A 17,359-nucleotide genomic window follows, 5' to 3' on the forward strand; every position below is an offset into this window, starting at 1 on the left:
ATCTTATTTAATATTTGGAATAATAAATATAAACTTTACCTTAACATGAATATTGGATAAAACAATTTAAGTACCTTTTTTTAATAGCCACATATACAAATTAATTACTTTCCATAATAAATAAGGCTCATCACCTAAATATAAAGATTTTAATTCTTTTGATTCAAATTCACGAAATACTTCACTTATTGAATTAAGATCTATGTATTTTCCAATAGAATCATCATCATTGAGAATATTTTTAAATTGTTCTTTACCAAAATTTTGAAGATCACTATTAAAGTTTGAGTCGAAAAATGTCTTATCATGCCTAAATTGAATTTCTGGAGGAATAATATTCTCCATTGCACGACGCATGATGATCCTATCCCACCCATCACTTAACTGCTGATCTGGAGGCAAAGACAGACAAAATTCTAACAATCTTTTGTCCATGAAAGGAAAACGAAACTCCATTGAAGATGCTGCAGCTATTTGATCAAACTCTTCAAGTATCATCTGATAAAAACCAGAACTAAGCTCATAAAACTGGTTATTTCGAACATTTTTTCCCTTATTCTTCAAATATTCATTCATAATTTCATAACGCTCTTTTAGATTTATTTTTTTTGCAAAATCTTTATTTATGATCTTTTTTTCATGATTTTTGTATGTGAAATCCTGGCTTAAAAATTTCCAGATGTTCTTTAAAAATTCTGGAGCCAAAGGACCCATTACTTCATAAAACAGTATTTCAAAAGGATTAACATGTGTAAGCTTGGATGTTGCTTTAATTTCCTTTATCATCATTTTAAACCTTTTCTTTCGGGCAAGTTCTTCTAAAAGACAGTTACCTCTTCCCACTGCAGCATCGCCTTCAAAACCATTTAAAAGAACCCTTACACCTTCTTCTTGAGCTTTTTTGTAGAGAAACCAGAATACATACATACTATGAGCTGATGGAGGCGTTTCCTTTGGCCATAAAGGATTTTCCATTACTTCAAATGGATTTATTCCATCACTTTCAATAAAATAGGAATCCATATCACACCATTTTGAAACTATTTTTGAATAATTACTCTCATCACAATCAGTTAAATCCTTAAAAACAATGGAAAATGTTTTCAATCTTTTTTTATCTTTTGATAAAATTTTTTGTGACATGCATGAAACAGAAGATGAGTCCAATCCTCCGCTTAATTCTGATCCAACTGGAAAAGCACTTCTTAAGCGACATTTAACAGCTTCTTTAAATATATCATGAAATGCTTTGGCATATTCTTCATCAGAACCTAAATTTAATTCATTTGAAGGATCAAGTGTCCAGTATTGCTTTAACTCATTTTTTTTAAAATCAATACTGATTGAATGAGCTGCAGGTAGCCTGTATATCTCTTGATAGAACGTATTTTTCCTGTCTTCATCCATAGAGATTATGTAATCTGCAATTTTCACTTCATTGAGCTTGCAAGGTATTTCTTGAACACTTAATAATGCTTTGATTTCTATTGCAAAATAGAAGCTATCATCTGATAAATGATAATAAAAGGGTTTAACACCCATATGATCTCTTGCACAAAACAGTTTTTCTTTATTTTTATCCCATATAGCAAATGCAAAATCACCTAATAATTTTTCAGGGCATTCCTCACCCCATTTTTGATAAGACTTTAAAATAATTTCACTGTCTGTAATAATCTTTCCCGATTTTTCCAGTTTTAATACCCTAATAAGTTCATTTCTATTATCAATTCTTGCATCAGCCGTAATAGCCAATCCCTTTTCTTCATCAAAAAAAGGTAGATTTTCATTTAACGATTCAGGAGTTGTATGCAGCATTTGATGACCAAAAGCAGCATTTCCATTAATCCAAATATCTGAGCCATCAAGTCCTCTGTATGAAAGGGTATCATTCATTTTTTTAATTAATTCCAAATTAACTGATTTATCTTTTAAAAAAATCCCTGTAATGGCACTCATTGCGTTTTCTCACCTAAATCAATTAATGGAATATATTCTGTTTCTGATTCGCCTAAAACTATTTTGTTATCAACTTCAAGCCACGCATGTGATTCTAATTTACCATTATCCTTGCAAACACCTATCTTTATGCTTGAGTTGTAATTTTCTCTTTTAAGTAAAATCTGAGCTGCCAGAGCACGTGTAAGACATGTGCATAATGGAACATATTTGCTGGTTATATCTACAGAGTATAATATTTTATTTATGGATATTTTATGATTTGTATTCTTTTTATCATTATTTACAGTTAAATCTCCACTAATTTTTTGAATATAAGAAAAAGGAAGTATCCACAGCATTATCCGTACAATCCACAGTAAAATAAATGATTTAATTAAAATATATTTTTCAAAAGTGCTGGATTTTAATAATATATTATTCATCCTCATTAATAACCTCAAAATCTCTCAAACCATTTGGGTTTGGAGCACAAATCGAAGATTTCTAAGCTTTGATTTTGGGTTCAGGAAAATCCCTCAAAAACCTACGGTTTTTGAAAGCCCTGTTTTCCTTCAACCTCAACAAGACCTTTATCTAAAAGTTTCTGAATTAAAATCAATAAATCTTCTTTGCATGTGTCTTCTTCAACATCATATTCATCCACGATTGCATCACAAATTTCAGTTAAACTTCTGGGTTTTTGGATTAAATCCCATATAAATGCACCTGAATTATTTAATCCATAATATACGCCATCTTTAAGGCCTAAAATCACTATTTCATCTTCTACATTACAATAAACAGATTTTTTGGCCATAATAATTGAAGAACTTGATAATTTGTTCATATATAATATATCCCCTTAATCTTCTTAAATTTTATTTGATTAATTTGTTATTTATCAATTTATAATTCATTTTCATAAATAATGTTTTATAAAAGTAGTTCATTATATTCATTAAATTCACTTATTTTTTTAAAATTGAGCAAAGATTTTAAATAGTATAAATGTGTAAAATTATATTCACATAAAAACCTCAATTCATTTATAAGGATGTTACAAATTTCACATTAAATTCACTTATTTTTTTGATATTGTGAAAAAATTCACATCCCATGAAAAAATGAATTTAGAAAATTCAATTTCATTACGCTTCAAAAAGAGGTAAAAAATATGTATAAAGCTATAAAAGGAGGTGAAAAAAGTTTGATACCAACAGCAAAAATTAAAATCAAAAATTATCACGCTTATCTTATCATAATAGGAGCCATTATCTTAATGGCTTCTTTGTCCATGCAAACTGCAAGTGCAGCAGATATTTATGTCAATGACACAGGAAGCGACACAACAGGTACGGGAACAATAGATAATCCTTATAAAACAATTAGTTATGGAATTACACGAGCAAGTACTACAAGTACTGATACCATAAATCTTAACGCAGCAACCTTTAACACTTATAATGCTGACGCTACACACAGAGATTACAATATAACAATAGCCAAAAACGTTAATATTAACGGTGCAGGCCACGACCAGACCATAATCAACCCTGCAGGAAGAGGATGGGCATTTACTGTCACTGCAGGATTCACTGTAAACATATCCAATTTAACAATCACAAACGGAAATAAAGCAGGTACAGGCGGAGCTATCCAAAATGCAGGAACACTAACATTAACTGATTGTAACTTCACCAGTAATACTGCACAGAATGGTGGTGCAATTTACAATACAGGTACCTTAACTGTAACAGGAAGTACTTTCAGAAGCAACCGCGCTACAGGAACTGGTACAAATAACGGTGGTGCCATTTGGAATAGTGGTACTTTAACTGCAACTGGGAACAATTTCCTAAATAACGCAGCAGATAATAATGGTGGTGCCCTTTACAATAATAATGGTGTTACAAGTACTGCAAACCTTCAATTTAACCGAATTATTGGGAATACTGCCCCTACCGGTAGTAACATAAGACAAAACGGCGGAACAGTAACAGCAAACAACAACTGGTGGGGATCTAATGGAGGAGCAGTAGGAATATCTGGTTTTACAGTCTCAACATATCTTGTTCTGACAGTAACTCCTCTTGATAACTTTATTCCAGCAACCAGTAATTCAATTGTAAAAGTAGACTTATTACATGATAATACTGGAACTTACTATGATCCTGCTTCAGGACATGTCCCAGACGGAATACTCGTAACATTATTCGCTTTGAATCCTACCACTATAGGTTCATTATCCCAAACAACAGGAACTATTGTTAATGGTGCTGCAACAACAACATTCACAGGAAACGCCAATACTGGAACAGCTACGGTAAGTGCAACAGTAGATACAATAACTTCAAGTGGAACAATCACTATAGGTGGGGGTAAGAATGATGTTTATGTCTCACAAACAGGTAATGACACCACAGGAGACGGAAGCCAAAGTAGACCATACTTTACTATTCTAAAAGGATATAATAGTGTTTACTCTCGTGGAAACATTCACATAATAGGATCAGCGACATCTTACACTGGAGCAAGTAACAAAAACTTAACAATCAACAAAAACGTTAACATAATGGGCGAAAGTGGAACTGTAACTCTAGATGCTCAAGATTCAGGTAGATTTTTTACAATAAACCACGAATACACAGTTACATTGTCTAACATAACGTTCACAAATGGTAATGTAGGTACCACTGCTAATGGTGGAGCTCTTTACAATGACGGTAATTTGACTGTAACAAACTGTATTTTTACAGGTAACGACGCAGATTGTGGTGGTGCCATATGGAATACCATGTTTTTGACTGTAACTGACAGTAATTTTACAAGCAACACTGCTGCAAGAGATGGAGGAGGTATTTGTACTGGAAACGGTCAAACAGATCCTATAAGTAGTATTGTAACTGTAACTAACTGTATTTTTACCAGTAACAGTGCACAATGGGGTGGTGCTATATGGAATCGTAGCCCTTCATTAACTGTAACTAAAAGCACTTTTACAAGCAACACAGCTTCACAGTATGGTGGTGCCATTAGAAACTGGGTTAATGCAGTAGTAACAGAAAACACTTTCACAGGTAACAGTGCAACAACTGGTGGTGCAGCTATATCCACATATAATGGTGGTAGTACTATTGCTCATTTCAACAGACTTATAGGAAACGGTGTTAATGAAATGCACCTTGCAGCAGGAACAGTCGATGCTACAGATAACTGGTGGGGATCTAACACAAGTCCTTCAGCAAAAGTAGATGCTGCAGTTAACGTCAGTACTTGGTTAATACTCAGTATTACTGCAGTTCCAGATTCTATCCCTAAACTTGCTAATTCATGGTTAACTGGACTTTTAACAATTAATTCAAATGGTGTTGACACCTCAAGCTTAGGTCATGTACCTGACGGTATAAATATGGGCTTTGCATTTGTTAATTTAGGAGTTAATTTAGGATCTGTAAGTCCAACTACAAGAACAACACTTAATGGTTTAGCTACTTCAACATTTACAGCATTAAACACTAATGGTGTTGCAAGAGTTTCAACAACAGTTGACGGTGTAACCGTATACACAGACATTGTAATCGGAGACCGAACAGACCTTGCAGTAACCAACACATTAGACTACGATGACTCAGTCGTCTACCTTAAAGATACAGGCATATTTTATATAACTGTACATAATAACGGGCCGGATGATGCTACAGGAGTCACAGTAACCATACAAATACCTACTGGATTCCAAGTACTTGCAATTAACCCACATGTAGGAACCTATAATGCAGGAACTAACACTTGGACTATAGGAAACCTCAGTAACAATGGAACAGCATATCTGGACTTAATATTAAAAGTAATCCAACCGAACGTAACATTAACAACTAATGCAACTGTTACAGGGACTCAAGAAGACCCAAATATGAGTAACAATGTTGCACGTAAAACAGTAACCATAAGCCCATCAGCAGACATAGCTGTAACCCAAACTGTATCTAATCTTACTCCAAACACAGGAAATCCAATCACCATAACGGTAACAGCATCAAACAACGGGCCACAAACAGCAAATAATGTTGTAGTTTTCTACAGACCGCCAGCAGGACTTAATGCAGTTGTAACACCATCTGCAGGAACCACTTATAACTCTGGAACTGGTCAATGGATTATAGGAACATTAAACAACGGAGACTTTGCAACATTAAACATTGCAGCAACAGTAACAGCAGCAAGCGGAACCATAATCAAAAACACAGCAAGCTGCATACAACTAACTGAAATAGACAACAACAACACTAACAACCAGAACACAGCCAACATACGAGTTGGCGGAGTAAGCTACACTCCATCAACATGGTTAAGACTAAACCAATATCTATACAACCCTGGATACTCACATGACCCACAAACACTATACGACACAGCAATGTTCTACGTGGATCTGCGTAACTACGGACCAGACGACGCAACAGGCGTTAATGTAGCCGTAACAATACCTGCAGGGTACACAATACTAGCAATAAACCCTAAACAAGGAACATACAACACAGTAACAAACACATGGAATTTAGGAAATCTCTGTAACGGAGAATGGGCATACCTAGATTTAGTATTAAAAGTCATGACCGCAAACACCGCACTAACAACCAACACAACAGTCACACAAGCTGGAACAAATCCAAATCCAACCAAAAGCTCACCAGCAACAATAAACATCAAAGCAGCATCAGACATACAAGTAAAACAAACAGTAAGCAACACACACCCTACAAGCGGAAGCTCAATAACTTACACAATAACAGTAACCAACAACGGACCACAAGCAACCACTCTGGTTATAAACGATCTACTCTCAGCAGCCCTTACATTTGTAAGTTACACTAGCACAACTGGAACATACAGCTCAACTTCAGGAAACTGGACTATAAACAACCTAGGAGCAGGAGCAACAGCAACACTAACCATAACCGCAAATGTAAACAGCGGTTTACCAATAGGAACCATAATCAAAAATAACGCAACAATAACCAGTTTAACAGGAACAGACCCTAACCAAACAGACATATCAAAAATAACAACCATACAAACACAATAAAATCCAAATCATTTTTTAGGGGAAACTCCCTAAAAAACCCTACTTTTTTTTTAAATTTCTTTTCTAATTTCATTTTAACAAACTAATTTTAAGAACACTTTTAAATATAACAAATTTTAATAATTCAATTAAAACAACTAAATTATATTTGTTTATTCAAAAACAACATCATAATAGCTATTTAAGGTTTTGATTATGAAACTATCAGGGAATTCAGATATCATTATTGTGATTTTAATCACAGTTTTATTGATTATACTTACATTTGTACCAATACTAAATGACACTTCAATCAGAACACTCCTAGGCATAATTTTTATACTATTTTTACCAGGCTATTCTTTAACTGCATGCCTATTTACAAAAAAGAATGATCTAACTGCAATTGAACGTTTTGCTTTGAGTCTGGGACTAAGCATAATGCTCACACCTCTAATAGCTTTCGCCCTAAATTTCACCCCATTGGGAATACGTTTGATACCACTCATTTTATCATTATCTACCTTTACAATCATATTAATTCTAATTGCATACATAAAACGGATGAAAACTTCTCCTGATGAAAGATTTACTGTTGAATCCGCCAAATTCTTCAAAAAAAATACACAAAATTTCAAAAACGCACCTAAAACTCAAAAAATTCTGGTGGTAGTGCTTATAACCTTAATTGTTATCGCAATCCCCTTGACAACTTATGTTATACTTAAACCAAAAGAAAGTGAAAAATTCACAGAATTTTATATTTTAGGGCCAAATGGAACAGCAAGTAATTATCCCACAAATTTAACTTTAGGGCAAGCAGGAAACGTTAATGTTGTTATTGTTAATCACGAGCAAATCACAACAAAATATCACCTTTTAATTAAGTTAAATAACATCACTATCAAAAACGAAGACCTCACCTTATCTAATAATGAAAAAAAAGAGATTCCATTCACATTTACTCCTTCAAAAACGGGAAAAGGCCAGAAATTAGAATTTTTACTTTATAAATTACCAGATGATGTTAACATTTACCGTTCTCTTCATCTTTGGATTAATGTTTCTTAATTTAAAAATAAGACATTTAAATTTTAACCTGTTACCTATGTATTTTTAGCATTATAAATCCCTAATTTCATTATAAATCAATGTGTGAAAATATGCACTTTTCCTTTCTAAACCCCATAATTTTTGTGAAAATTAGCACTGCTTTATAAGGTATTTAGATTAATTTTGTGAAATGACCACAACACTTATATATTAAAAAACGAATATATAGGATGTAATGATATCAACTGTGACTACTACCACAACAACTGTAACAACTGCAGAAGTTATGACTTACAGTATAATTGCGGTGGTTTTATTATTACTTTTCTTAGCTCTTAGGGAAATATTAAATGCGGGAGCATACAAAAATAAAGATATGGGATCTTTTGTAAAAAGATCTAATATAGCTATTGTACCCTTACTTTTAGTTTTTATAGCAGTTATGGCTTACAAATTATTTATTATACTTTAAAGGCGATTAGATGGATAAAGATAGAAAAAAGAAAATTGGAATTATTTTATTACTGCTAATTATTTTAGGTTTACTCTTATTATTTTTTAAAGGACCATTTGGACCTTCAGGTAATGAAACAAAAATACAAATGTCTAACAATGGAACAACATGGATCCATGTAGTTATGGCCTTTGAAAATGTAACATTTAATGGAACCACTAATCAAACTCTCGGTGGTCAAACATCAATAAACATTACCAATGGAACCCGTACCAATCTAAAAACAACCACGTTTTACGTTGATGCTTGGATTAAACCAAATGGAACAGAAACAATAAATTTAAGCGAAATTCTAGGTTTTGGAAGTAATGCAATTCCAAATGGTGCAAGATTCCCAACAAAGATATGGTTAAGTGCATATGCACCTGGAGTAAATGAAAGTGCCAAACCAAAAGATAACATGAATTTCTTGATACAGGGTTGGTCTATGAGCAAAACTCCTCCTTCAAACCCAAAGTTAGTCACAGTTCAAGCAGTTGAACCAGAGTTATATAACTTTGAATTCCAAAATGTCACTGTAAATTTACTTCCGTCAGATATAACTGACAATAAATTAACAATAACCGAAGATCCTACTCAATTTGCAAAAATACTTGCCGGAATGAGTACTAATGTTTTATATCTCAATGTGGTATTCCTTGATGTTGATGGTGACTTTAAATTAATCATTGACAGAGTAAGTCTATTGAATCTCGGGCCAATAACCACAGCTCCAAACGGTGCAGTAACAATTAATGCAAGAAATCCAGGAACATTTGGACCAAATACATTATGCGTAATTACCGCATAATCTCTTTTATTTATTTTTTTAATAATAATGCTACTCTTTTAAAATTCAGTTAATTATATTAAACCATTGCTATAAAGTGAAACACCATGGAAAGAAAGGTTGTAATTATAATCGTTGCAAGTTTACTTATTTTCGGATTAATAGCAGTTGAATTTAGTGAAGGTTATATCGAAAAATTATTATTTAACACCATCCCCTACAATTACACTTCTTATGTTACTATACCTCCTTCAGGAAATACTGGCACTCTTGGTGGGTATTACATAATATTTGGGAAAGGAACTGATTTTAATTTTGAAATTAAGTTATCTGGTGCTGAAAACTTTGAAGACCCACTGTGTTATACTGCAGATGGTCTTAATGGCACTGGAAAAATAGATAAAATAATAGTTACATTTGATACTATTTATGCACTTATATCTGGTGATTTCAGGAAAGCTATGTTAAGCACTATATTTTCAGGAAAATATAACATGAAATGTGCTGCCTGGACAGGTCACGGTGACTTTTCAAGTGATGGAAATAATGTTACAAGTAATTTTGTTATTAATGGTCATGACACTTACTGGGAAGGTAAATTCAATCTCATTGCTGCTGGTAATCGGATAGTTGTTCCAGCAAATTATATATGGTACCCTAACAATAACCCTAGTGAACTCCATAACGTTAATAAAACCTATTATTTATAATTAAAACGTTTATATGAGTTACAATACTGCATTATCGATGGATCAAAGTTATTCCAAAGATACTATACTCTGTTATAAACGGCATTATTAAAAATAGAAACGTATTAGATAATCCGTGGGATAATGTTATTCCAAATATACTTCGAGTTTTCTGGTAACAGTATCCATATAACATTGCAACTGAAAAAACAAATGCTAAATCTGTTAACGACTGCCATCCAATGTGAAGACTTGTAAAGAGTAATGAAGCGTATAACAGGCCAAATGCTCCCCCAAATAGATTTTCAGCATTTCTCTGTATAATTCCCCTAAATAAGAGCTCTTCTGCCAATCCTGTTGAAATTAAAAGTATTATGCCTGCTATTAAAACTGTTTCAATACTAAAATATGGTATTAATGGTTTGGGGTGAAGAACCTGGTACTCTATAAATCCAAGGATAACTCCTGTAAATGCTATAAGGAGCTGAACAGGGATATTGCCCCATGTTAAGCCTAAACTAATACGGCTTGTTCCTTGAACTCTTATTATTATTATTGCAGCTGCAAAAAGAGGTATAGAAATCACAGGGAACCAGTAAAGTACTGGAACTTGCAATAGTGGCATTGTAAGTCCAACTATTCTGATCATTGGTAGTGCCATCATTGCCATTAAAATATTTGAAAAATTATAAGACTTGGTTGTTGAACTTTGAATTAAAAGTGAAAAAAGTATAAAACCATGTACTAAAATACCTGCTTCAGGATTTACATAAGAAGTTATTAATTCTGCAATAATGATTAAAACAAGATATCCTATTAAAATTATGAGTTGATTTCTAGACAATCGAGATTTAAGCTTTTTCTGCTTTAAATTATCCATTATTTCTATAATTTCATTTTCTCGTTTAGTGTCCTTAATCTCGCCGAAAAGTTTCAGGGATTTTTCATATTTTATTAAAGCATCTTCTACTGCATCTTGACTTTCATATGTATCTGCAATAAGAGATGTTAAAATTGGGGTTCTTTCATTGTCTTTTGCTTTCTGGAACTTTTTCAGTGCTTTCTTATAATATTCTCGGGATTCTTCGTATTCCTTATCGTTTTGATAGGTAACTCCCATCCCTGTTAGTGCATATCCTTCTCCAATTATATCTTTATTTTTTATATAAATTTTTTGGGATTTTTTATAGAATTTTCTAGACATTTTAGTATCATTTAACTCAATGTAGATGTCTCCTATTTCAAGAAGTGTGTCCGCTTCTTTTTGTAAATCACCCACTTCTTCAAATGTGTCTAGAGCCTGGTTATAATATACAAGCGCTTTTTCAAGCTCTCCTCGCCCATAAAATTTGGATCCGATCTTTAATGCCAGGTCGCCATCATTTTTTCCCATTAATGCACCTTATAAATCTTTTATTATACTATTGTCTTCATTGAAAAACATATATACATTACCTATAATTTCCATTAAAATTTTAAAATGAAGATTATTTGTATTTAAAATCATTTAAGAAAGTTATTGCAACATTATATCATGTTTTCTAAAATAAATTAAATTATTTTATGAAAAAAAATATTAAGGTTAAAATTAAATATTAATTTATATTTTAAATTAATGTATTATCTCTTTAATATAATTTAAAAGAAATATTATAGTAAATAAATTAGAGGCATGACATGACCCAAGTAACAGTGCTAATACCTGCTTATAATGAAGAAATATCCCTAGGAAGTATTGTACTCAGCGCTAAAAAGTATGCAGATACAATAATAGTGGTTGATGACGGTAGCAGCGATAGAACATCAGAAATAGCCAGACTTGCAGGGGCTGAAGTAATAAAACACCCTTTAAATCAGGGTAAAGGTGCAGCACTTAGAACAGGTTTTAAAGCCATCAAATCCTTAGGTCTTGGGGCAGGAAAATCAGATATTATTGTCACAATGGATTCTGATGGACAGCATAATCCTGAAGAGATACCCAAAATTATAAGGCCTATTGAAGATGGAGAAGCAGATATAGTAAATGGCAGTCGTTACATTGAAGGTAAAGAGAAAAATACACCTATTTACAGGAGATTTGGTCAAACTGTACTGGATACAGCTACTAATGTAGGTAGTGGTATTCCCATTACTGATAGTCAAAGTGGTTTTCGAGCATTTGCCGCTTCTACGGTGCCTACTTTTAGATTTAGTTGTGCAGATTTTGGTATTGAAAGTGAAATGTTAATAGATGCTGCAAATGCAGGACTCAAAATAAAAGAAGTTAAAATTGGAGTAAGGTACGATGTAGATAGTTCCACAAAAAATCCATTATTTCACGGTCTGGAAGTCTTAGTAAACATTTTAAATGATATAGAGTTCCAAAGACCGTTAGTTTATTTCACATTACCTGGAGGTATAATCATTATCATAGGTTTAATGCTAGGCCTTGCTTTCTTTAGAGATTATGTTACAGGTTTAAGTACAAATTTAGCCGCTACAATATTATCAATTCTACTCACGCTGGGAGGGGCATTTTTAGCACTTACTGGCATAATTTTAGATTCAATGTCTAGAATGATAAATAAAATGCAAAACAAACCCTCAATTAACATAATTCACCCCGATGAAACTAACTTTAAATCCACTATTAAAGATCAAAAATAAAATTATGGTCAAAATCATATATCCTCTTTTTTTAATTCTATATTCTCCTAAATTAGAATAATCAGTAAATTATAACTTAAAAAGAAGCGTATAACTCATTATTTCATTTAAAATTCTATTATTTGAATTAAATGGGTTTATAAATAATTTTTTATTTAAAATAATAAACTATAATTAATTGTAATCTAATAGAAATTTAAGCTAATCTAAGTTGGTATAAAAAATGGACATGCGCATATTTATTCTAAGTTCTGGAAATTATGGAACACGAATTGTAAATAATATTGCTAAAATGAACTTTGCTTCATCAATAGTAGGTATAAATGAAATTCCTGAAGATTTACCTGAATTCATTGATGATGTAGAAGAATTTGTTCCTGAAAACCTTCCTGAAGCAGATTTAATACTTTCTTTAGGATTATATGGAGATATAAATATGATTTTACCATTTGTTGCATCTGAAACTGGAGCAAAATCAATTATTGTTCCCATACATGATCCTAAACAAATTCCTGCTGGTCTTCAAAGAGAAATAGAAAATGAAATTAAAGATGCTAAAATTGTGTTTCCAAAACCTTTCTGCTCACTTAAACCCGTTGGAGATGAATATATAGATAAATTTGCTTCAGTTTTTGGTAAACCATTGCTTGAAATTAAAGCAGATGAACTTATAAAAAGCGTTGAAGTTAAAAGAGGCGCTCCCTGCGGTTCAACATGGTTTGTAGCAGAAAAGTTAATAAATATCCCTGTAAACGAAGCAGAATTTGAATCAGGTAAATTTTATCATAATTATCCATGTTTAGCTTCTATGGCTACAGATCCTCAAGTAGGAGATACTATACTTCACCTTGCAGGTTATAAAATAAAGGAAGCTGTAAAAAAAGAGCTTGGATTTGCAGCAAAATCTGCAGTTGTAGATGAAAGTATATGTGAAGGTGGCGATAATTGCGACCACATATGTTTTAATGTGTGCCCTAATGTAAAAATAGGGGATAAAACAATTGTAATAAAAGAAAATGGGAAAGTTAAAGTTGATGCAGCATCTTGTGGGTGCTGCGATATATGTGTTTTAAAATGTCCATTTGGAGCAATTGAAATTGAGGAAAATGTTAAATTAAAATAAAAAAAATAGAGTGAACAAAATGGAAGGAAAAGTAATATTTATAGGTGCAGGGCCTGGAGACCCTGAACTTTTAACAATAAAGGGTAAAAATGCATTAGAAATATCTGAAATTATCATTTATGCCGGATCACTTGTTAATAAAGAAATTTTAAGTTATGCTAAAGAAAATACAGAAATTTACAACAGTGCTTCCATGAATCTTGATGAGATATTAAGTATAATGGAAAAAGAAACATCTAACGGGAAAATTATTGCAAGAGTGCACACTGGTGATCCATCCATATATGGGGCAATTGGTGAGCAGATACAATTTTTAAGGGATAAAAACATCCATTTTGAAATAATTCCTGGTGTTAGTTCATTATTTGCAACTGCTGCTGCACTTGAATCTGAATTAACTTTACCTGAAGTTTCTCAAACTGTCATTATAACAAGACCTGAAGGTAGAACCCCTAAACCCCAATTAGAAGCTATTTCTAATCTTGCAGAACATAATGCAACCATGTGTATATTTTTAGGAGTTCATATGATAAAAGAGGTTGTTGGTGATCTTTTAAGCCATTATTCTCCAGATACACCTGTTGCAGTTGTTAAAAAAGCTTCATGGCATGATGAGATGATTATTAAAGGAACATTAGAAAATATTGCAGATAAGGTTAGGGAAGCAAAAATAGAAAAAACAGCAATGATTGTGGTAGGTAAAGTTCTTGATCCTGGAAATATTACTCCATCCAAGCTTTATGACTCTAAATTCACTCATGAATACCGTAAAGCAATTTAATAAATATATTATTTTGAATTGACACTTTTTGAAAAATATTTAGAATAATCATAAAAACTGAGTTATATGGACAGAATAAAAAAATGGTGGGAAAAACAGTCTAATACTGATAAAGCAGTATATGGATTAAGCGCATTTTGTGTAGGGGCATTAATATTCATTGCAATAACTGGATCATTTGTTCCAGATATTACTTACAGCTCATTAGATACAAATAATGCACAGATAAGTAATTCTACCACTGAATTTATAGTAAAAGGTCAAACTGAACCTAATGCTCAAGTTTTTATTAGTGATCCTGATTTAAGATTAAATAAAACACCTGTTAAAGTTAATAGTAACGGTAGTTTTGAATATAAGCTTACAATTCCCATTGAAATTTCTGATACTAGTGTTTCTGTAATTTCAAAGGCACCACGCAAGTATGAGGTTTCCCACGATGTTGAAATACAACGTCCATTAACCTATCTTTCAATTAAACCCATTGGAAAGCTTGATTATGAAAATAAAATTGTTGAACTTGAAGGCCAAAGCGATCCTAATGCCTCCATTTGTATAATTTCAAATATGACCCTAAGAAACAATCTTGATCTGGAAAGTTATATAGATACAGCCTTTGATGATCCTGTAATTAACAATATTACCCTAAAAGCAGATTCTAATGGGCATTTCAAATATAAATTTTATGTGCCTTTAAATTCAACCTCTGTCTATTTCAGTATAACTGCTGGAACCGTTGGAAAAAGAAATATTACACAAATCCAAAATATAACACGGGAATTTGAAGTATTCCCTCCTATTACATCAATTTTTGATATAAATGAAGTTTCAAACAAATCAAAAATGAAAAATTTCACTGGAAAAGGATTTTCTATTAGTTATCCTTCAGTTTGGCAAAAAAGATCATATAAAAACGCTGGAAAAGATGCCAGGCTTTATTTAATTTATGGAAATAGTGTTGAATGCATCGTATGGTACGGTAAAATAGGGAGAGAGTTTGGTAATTCTCTGGAAGAATATAAAAAGACTCAAGATAGTTATATACGTGCATGGTGGGGTGGAACTGAAGTTTTTGAACAAAATATCAGTTACGGTGATGTAAAAGGTTTTAGAATTGTGTATAAATGTCAGCAAAACCCTGTATTTTCTAATGATATTCCTTCACCATTTTATATTGATAGAACAACTGTTACTAAAAACAATGTAGATGTTTATGAGCTTCAATTGATGGTTTCAGGAGATTATTATGAAAAAAATGATTATTTCATTGAAAACACTGTAGGGAGCTTTCTGCTTAAATAAAATCACTCAAAAACAAATATTATACAATAATTTATTGTTAATTTAAAATTTATTTTATAATTAAACAACGATAAGTTTTACATAATCAATTTTTCGGCTGGTTTGAAATTTTTTTGATAATTTCTTAGTTCTATTTGCGTCTCCTTCTAAAATAAAAAGTTCTAGGCAGGCATTATCCTTTAAGTGGCTGTGTATTTGAGTGTTGATAATATCTTCAAAATCATGCTTTATTTCTGTTACCTTATCTTCAGCTTCCTGTTTATGAATAAGTACAAGTATGGAATTAATTTCACCTTCTAATTCTTCTTTTTCTTTATTATCAAAAATTAACAGTCTTGCACTTGCTCTAATTACATCAGATCTTCCTGAAAATCCGATTTCATCCTTTATTTTATCAATTTCTTCCAGTAATTTTTCATTTAAGGATATACTGATAATAGGCATGTTATATACTAAGTTAATAATTCATTATAAAGATTTTGTTAAAATTTATTAAGAAAATATTTAAGTATTAATAAAAACTAAATAGAGTATAACTAATAGAAAAAATAGGTGTATCATGGAAAAAAGAAGAATAATAATCATTTTTGCACTTATTATAGGCATTTTGCTTTTAGGATCGGTTATATATTATGCATCACCAAGTAAATCTGCTTCAAACGAAGGTAAAATCAGTTTAATTGTAACTGTACCTCCACAAGCTGAATTTGCAGAAAAAATTGGTGGAGATAAAGTTAAAGTAACTGTAATGGTTCCTCCTGGTGCAAATCCCCACACATATGAACCATTACCTGAACAACTTAAAGAAGTAAGCAATGCTCAAATATATGCTCAAGTAGGCTCTGGTATTGAATTTGAAAATGTTTGGATGGAAAAAATAAACAGTATGAATAAAAATATAGTAATTATAAACTGTTCTAACGGAATTACTTTCATATCCAACAATGAAACCAGTTCAGAGCACTCTGAAGGCTTAAAAAATCAGTATGATACGCATGTATGGGTTTCCCCAAAAAATGCCAAGACAATTGTAGAAAACATCTATAAAACTCTTGTTCAAATAGATCCTGCAAATAGGGATTATTACACCTCTAATAAAGACAAATATCTGAAGGAACTAGACAATACTGATAAAAAAATTAATGAATCCATTTCTGGAAACAAAAATAGGATAATAATGGTTTATCATCCCTCATGGGGTTATTTCTGCAGAGATTATGGTCTTACCCAAGTAGCTATTGAAAAAAATGGAAAAGAACCTAGCCCACAAGAAATTGCAACTCTAATAGACATTGCCCAGAAAGATAATATAAAAATAATATTTATTTCGCCTCAGTTTAGTAGGAAAAGCGCAGATATGATTGCCTCTGAAATTGGAGGACAAGTAATAGTTATAGATGACATGGATAAAAATTATATATCTAATTTAAATAACGTTGCAGAAGCATTTAAAAAAGCATTGAATTAATTTAATGA

General features: G+C 32.0%; 15 protein-coding genes. 10 read left to right on the plus strand and 5 right to left on the minus strand.

Features of this window, described 5'->3' with window-relative positions:
• Positions 1–66: 66 nt before the first annotated feature.
• The 3 genes from HZC47_08210 to HZC47_08220 form a co-directional block, all read right to left on the minus strand.
• Positions 67–1,959, minus strand: coding sequence for a lasso peptide isopeptide bond-forming cyclase (locus HZC47_08210; protein ID MBI5680860.1), 1,893 nt, complete (start codon positions 1,957–1,959; stop codon positions 67–69).
• Positions 1,956–2,390, minus strand: coding sequence for a lasso peptide biosynthesis B2 protein (locus tag HZC47_08215; protein MBI5680861.1), 435 nt, complete (start codon positions 2,388–2,390; stop codon positions 1,956–1,958). Before HZC47_08215 ends, HZC47_08210 begins: the two co-directional genes overlap by 4 nt.
• 95 nt (positions 2,391–2,485) lie before the next feature.
• Entirely contained in the window at positions 2,486–2,788 is a 303-nt protein-coding gene (locus tag HZC47_08220; GenBank protein ID MBI5680862.1) for a PqqD family protein, read from the minus strand.
• Between the two features lie 327 nt (positions 2,789–3,115).
• Here HZC47_08220 and HZC47_08225 point away from each other — a divergent pair, with 327 nt between their 5' ends.
• The 5 genes from HZC47_08225 to HZC47_08245 all read left to right on the plus strand — a co-directional run bounded on the left by HZC47_08225 (position 3,116) and on the right by HZC47_08245 (position 10,052).
• Positions 3,116–7,027 (plus strand): DUF11 domain-containing protein, encoded by a 3,912-nt coding sequence (locus HZC47_08225; GenBank protein ID MBI5680863.1) that lies wholly within the window; start codon positions 3,116–3,118, stop codon positions 7,025–7,027.
• Positions 7,028–7,222: 195 nt separating this feature from the next.
• Entirely contained in the window at positions 7,223–8,077 is an 855-nt protein-coding gene (locus tag HZC47_08230) for a DUF1616 domain-containing protein (protein MBI5680864.1), read from the plus strand.
• A gap of 217 nt (positions 8,078–8,294) precedes the next feature.
• Positions 8,295–8,531 carry a hypothetical protein gene (locus HZC47_08235; protein MBI5680865.1) on the plus strand — a complete coding sequence of 79 codons (237 nt, stop codon included), beginning with the start codon at positions 8,295–8,297 and terminating at the stop codon, positions 8,529–8,531.
• 10 nt (positions 8,532–8,541) lie between these two features.
• On the plus strand, positions 8,542–9,363 hold the full coding sequence (locus HZC47_08240) for a hypothetical protein (GenBank protein ID MBI5680866.1): 822 nt from the start codon (positions 8,542–8,544) through the stop codon (positions 9,361–9,363).
• An 86-nt stretch (positions 9,364–9,449) separates the two neighbouring features.
• Entirely contained in the window at positions 9,450–10,052 is a 603-nt protein-coding gene (locus HZC47_08245) for a hypothetical protein (GenBank protein ID MBI5680867.1), read from the plus strand.
• Positions 10,053–10,083: 31 nt separating this feature from the next.
• Here HZC47_08245 and HZC47_08250 read toward each other — a convergent pair whose 3' ends face one another.
• A complete protein-coding gene (locus HZC47_08250; GenBank protein MBI5680868.1) occupies positions 10,084–11,424 on the minus strand; it encodes a tetratricopeptide repeat protein in 1,341 nt (446 codons plus the stop codon).
• A gap of 284 nt (positions 11,425–11,708) precedes the next feature.
• Here HZC47_08250 and HZC47_08255 point away from each other — a divergent pair, with 284 nt between their 5' ends.
• From HZC47_08255 to HZC47_08270, 4 genes are all read left to right on the plus strand, one after another.
• Entirely contained in the window at positions 11,709–12,677 is a 969-nt protein-coding gene (locus HZC47_08255) for a glycosyltransferase family 2 protein (GenBank protein MBI5680869.1), read from the plus strand.
• 229 nt (positions 12,678–12,906) lie between these two features.
• A complete protein-coding gene (locus tag HZC47_08260) occupies positions 12,907–13,800 on the plus strand; it encodes a thymidylate synthase (protein MBI5680870.1) in 894 nt (297 codons plus the stop codon).
• Between the two features lie 19 nt (positions 13,801–13,819).
• Positions 13,820–14,581 carry a precorrin-4 C(11)-methyltransferase gene (gene cobM, locus HZC47_08265; GenBank protein MBI5680871.1) on the plus strand — a complete coding sequence of 254 codons (762 nt, stop codon included), beginning with the start codon at positions 13,820–13,822 and terminating at the stop codon, positions 14,579–14,581.
• Between the two features lie 66 nt (positions 14,582–14,647).
• Positions 14,648–15,883, plus strand: a complete 1,236-nt coding sequence (locus HZC47_08270) for a hypothetical protein (GenBank protein MBI5680872.1) — start codon at positions 14,648–14,650, stop codon at positions 15,881–15,883.
• A 60-nt stretch (positions 15,884–15,943) separates the two neighbouring features.
• On the opposite strand, the gene HZC47_08275 is transcribed toward HZC47_08270, so the two are convergent.
• A complete protein-coding gene (locus HZC47_08275) occupies positions 15,944–16,327 on the minus strand; it encodes a CopG family ribbon-helix-helix protein (protein ID MBI5680873.1) in 384 nt (127 codons plus the stop codon).
• A 115-nt stretch (positions 16,328–16,442) separates the two neighbouring features.
• On the opposite strand from HZC47_08275, the gene HZC47_08280 reads away from it, so the two are divergent.
• A complete protein-coding gene (locus HZC47_08280) occupies positions 16,443–17,351 on the plus strand; it encodes a zinc ABC transporter substrate-binding protein (GenBank protein MBI5680874.1) in 909 nt (302 codons plus the stop codon).
• The last annotated feature ends 8 nt before the right edge of the window (positions 17,352–17,359 follow it).

Origin of the sequence: Methanobacterium sp. (assembly GCA_016222945.1) — an archaeon.
Classification (GTDB): Archaea; Methanobacteriota; Methanobacteria; order Methanobacteriales; family Methanobacteriaceae; genus Methanobacterium_D.

What these genes read in the sequence shown, in the direction of transcription:
- HZC47_08210 (MBI5680860.1), bottom strand. Translation starts at nt 1,959, where the DNA reads ATGAGTGCCATTACAGGGATTTTTTTAAAAGATAAATCAGTTAATTTG.
- HZC47_08215 (MBI5680861.1), bottom strand. Translation starts at nt 2,390, where the DNA reads ATGAGGATGAATAATATATTATTAAAATCCAGCACTTTTGAAAAATAT.
- HZC47_08220 (MBI5680862.1), bottom strand. Translation starts at nt 2,788, where the DNA reads ATGAACAAATTATCAAGTTCTTCAATTATTATGGCCAAAAAATCTGTT.
- HZC47_08225 (MBI5680863.1), top strand. Translation starts at nt 3,116, where the DNA reads ATGTATAAAGCTATAAAAGGAGGTGAAAAAAGTTTGATACCAACAGCA.
- HZC47_08230 (MBI5680864.1), top strand. Translation starts at nt 7,223, where the DNA reads ATGAAACTATCAGGGAATTCAGATATCATTATTGTGATTTTAATCACA.
- HZC47_08235 (MBI5680865.1), top strand. Translation starts at nt 8,295, where the DNA reads ATGATATCAACTGTGACTACTACCACAACAACTGTAACAACTGCAGAA.
- HZC47_08240 (MBI5680866.1), top strand. Translation starts at nt 8,542, where the DNA reads ATGGATAAAGATAGAAAAAAGAAAATTGGAATTATTTTATTACTGCTA.
- HZC47_08245 (MBI5680867.1), top strand. Translation starts at nt 9,450, where the DNA reads ATGGAAAGAAAGGTTGTAATTATAATCGTTGCAAGTTTACTTATTTTC.
- HZC47_08250 (MBI5680868.1), bottom strand. Translation starts at nt 11,424, where the DNA reads ATGGGAAAAAATGATGGCGACCTGGCATTAAAGATCGGATCCAAATTT.
- HZC47_08255 (MBI5680869.1), top strand. Translation starts at nt 11,709, where the DNA reads ATGACCCAAGTAACAGTGCTAATACCTGCTTATAATGAAGAAATATCC.
- HZC47_08260 (MBI5680870.1), top strand. Translation starts at nt 12,907, where the DNA reads ATGCGCATATTTATTCTAAGTTCTGGAAATTATGGAACACGAATTGTA.
- cobM (MBI5680871.1), top strand. Translation starts at nt 13,820, where the DNA reads ATGGAAGGAAAAGTAATATTTATAGGTGCAGGGCCTGGAGACCCTGAA.
- HZC47_08270 (MBI5680872.1), top strand. Translation starts at nt 14,648, where the DNA reads ATGGACAGAATAAAAAAATGGTGGGAAAAACAGTCTAATACTGATAAA.
- HZC47_08275 (MBI5680873.1), bottom strand. Translation starts at nt 16,327, where the DNA reads ATGCCTATTATCAGTATATCCTTAAATGAAAAATTACTGGAAGAAATT.
- HZC47_08280 (MBI5680874.1), top strand. Translation starts at nt 16,443, where the DNA reads ATGGAAAAAAGAAGAATAATAATCATTTTTGCACTTATTATAGGCATT.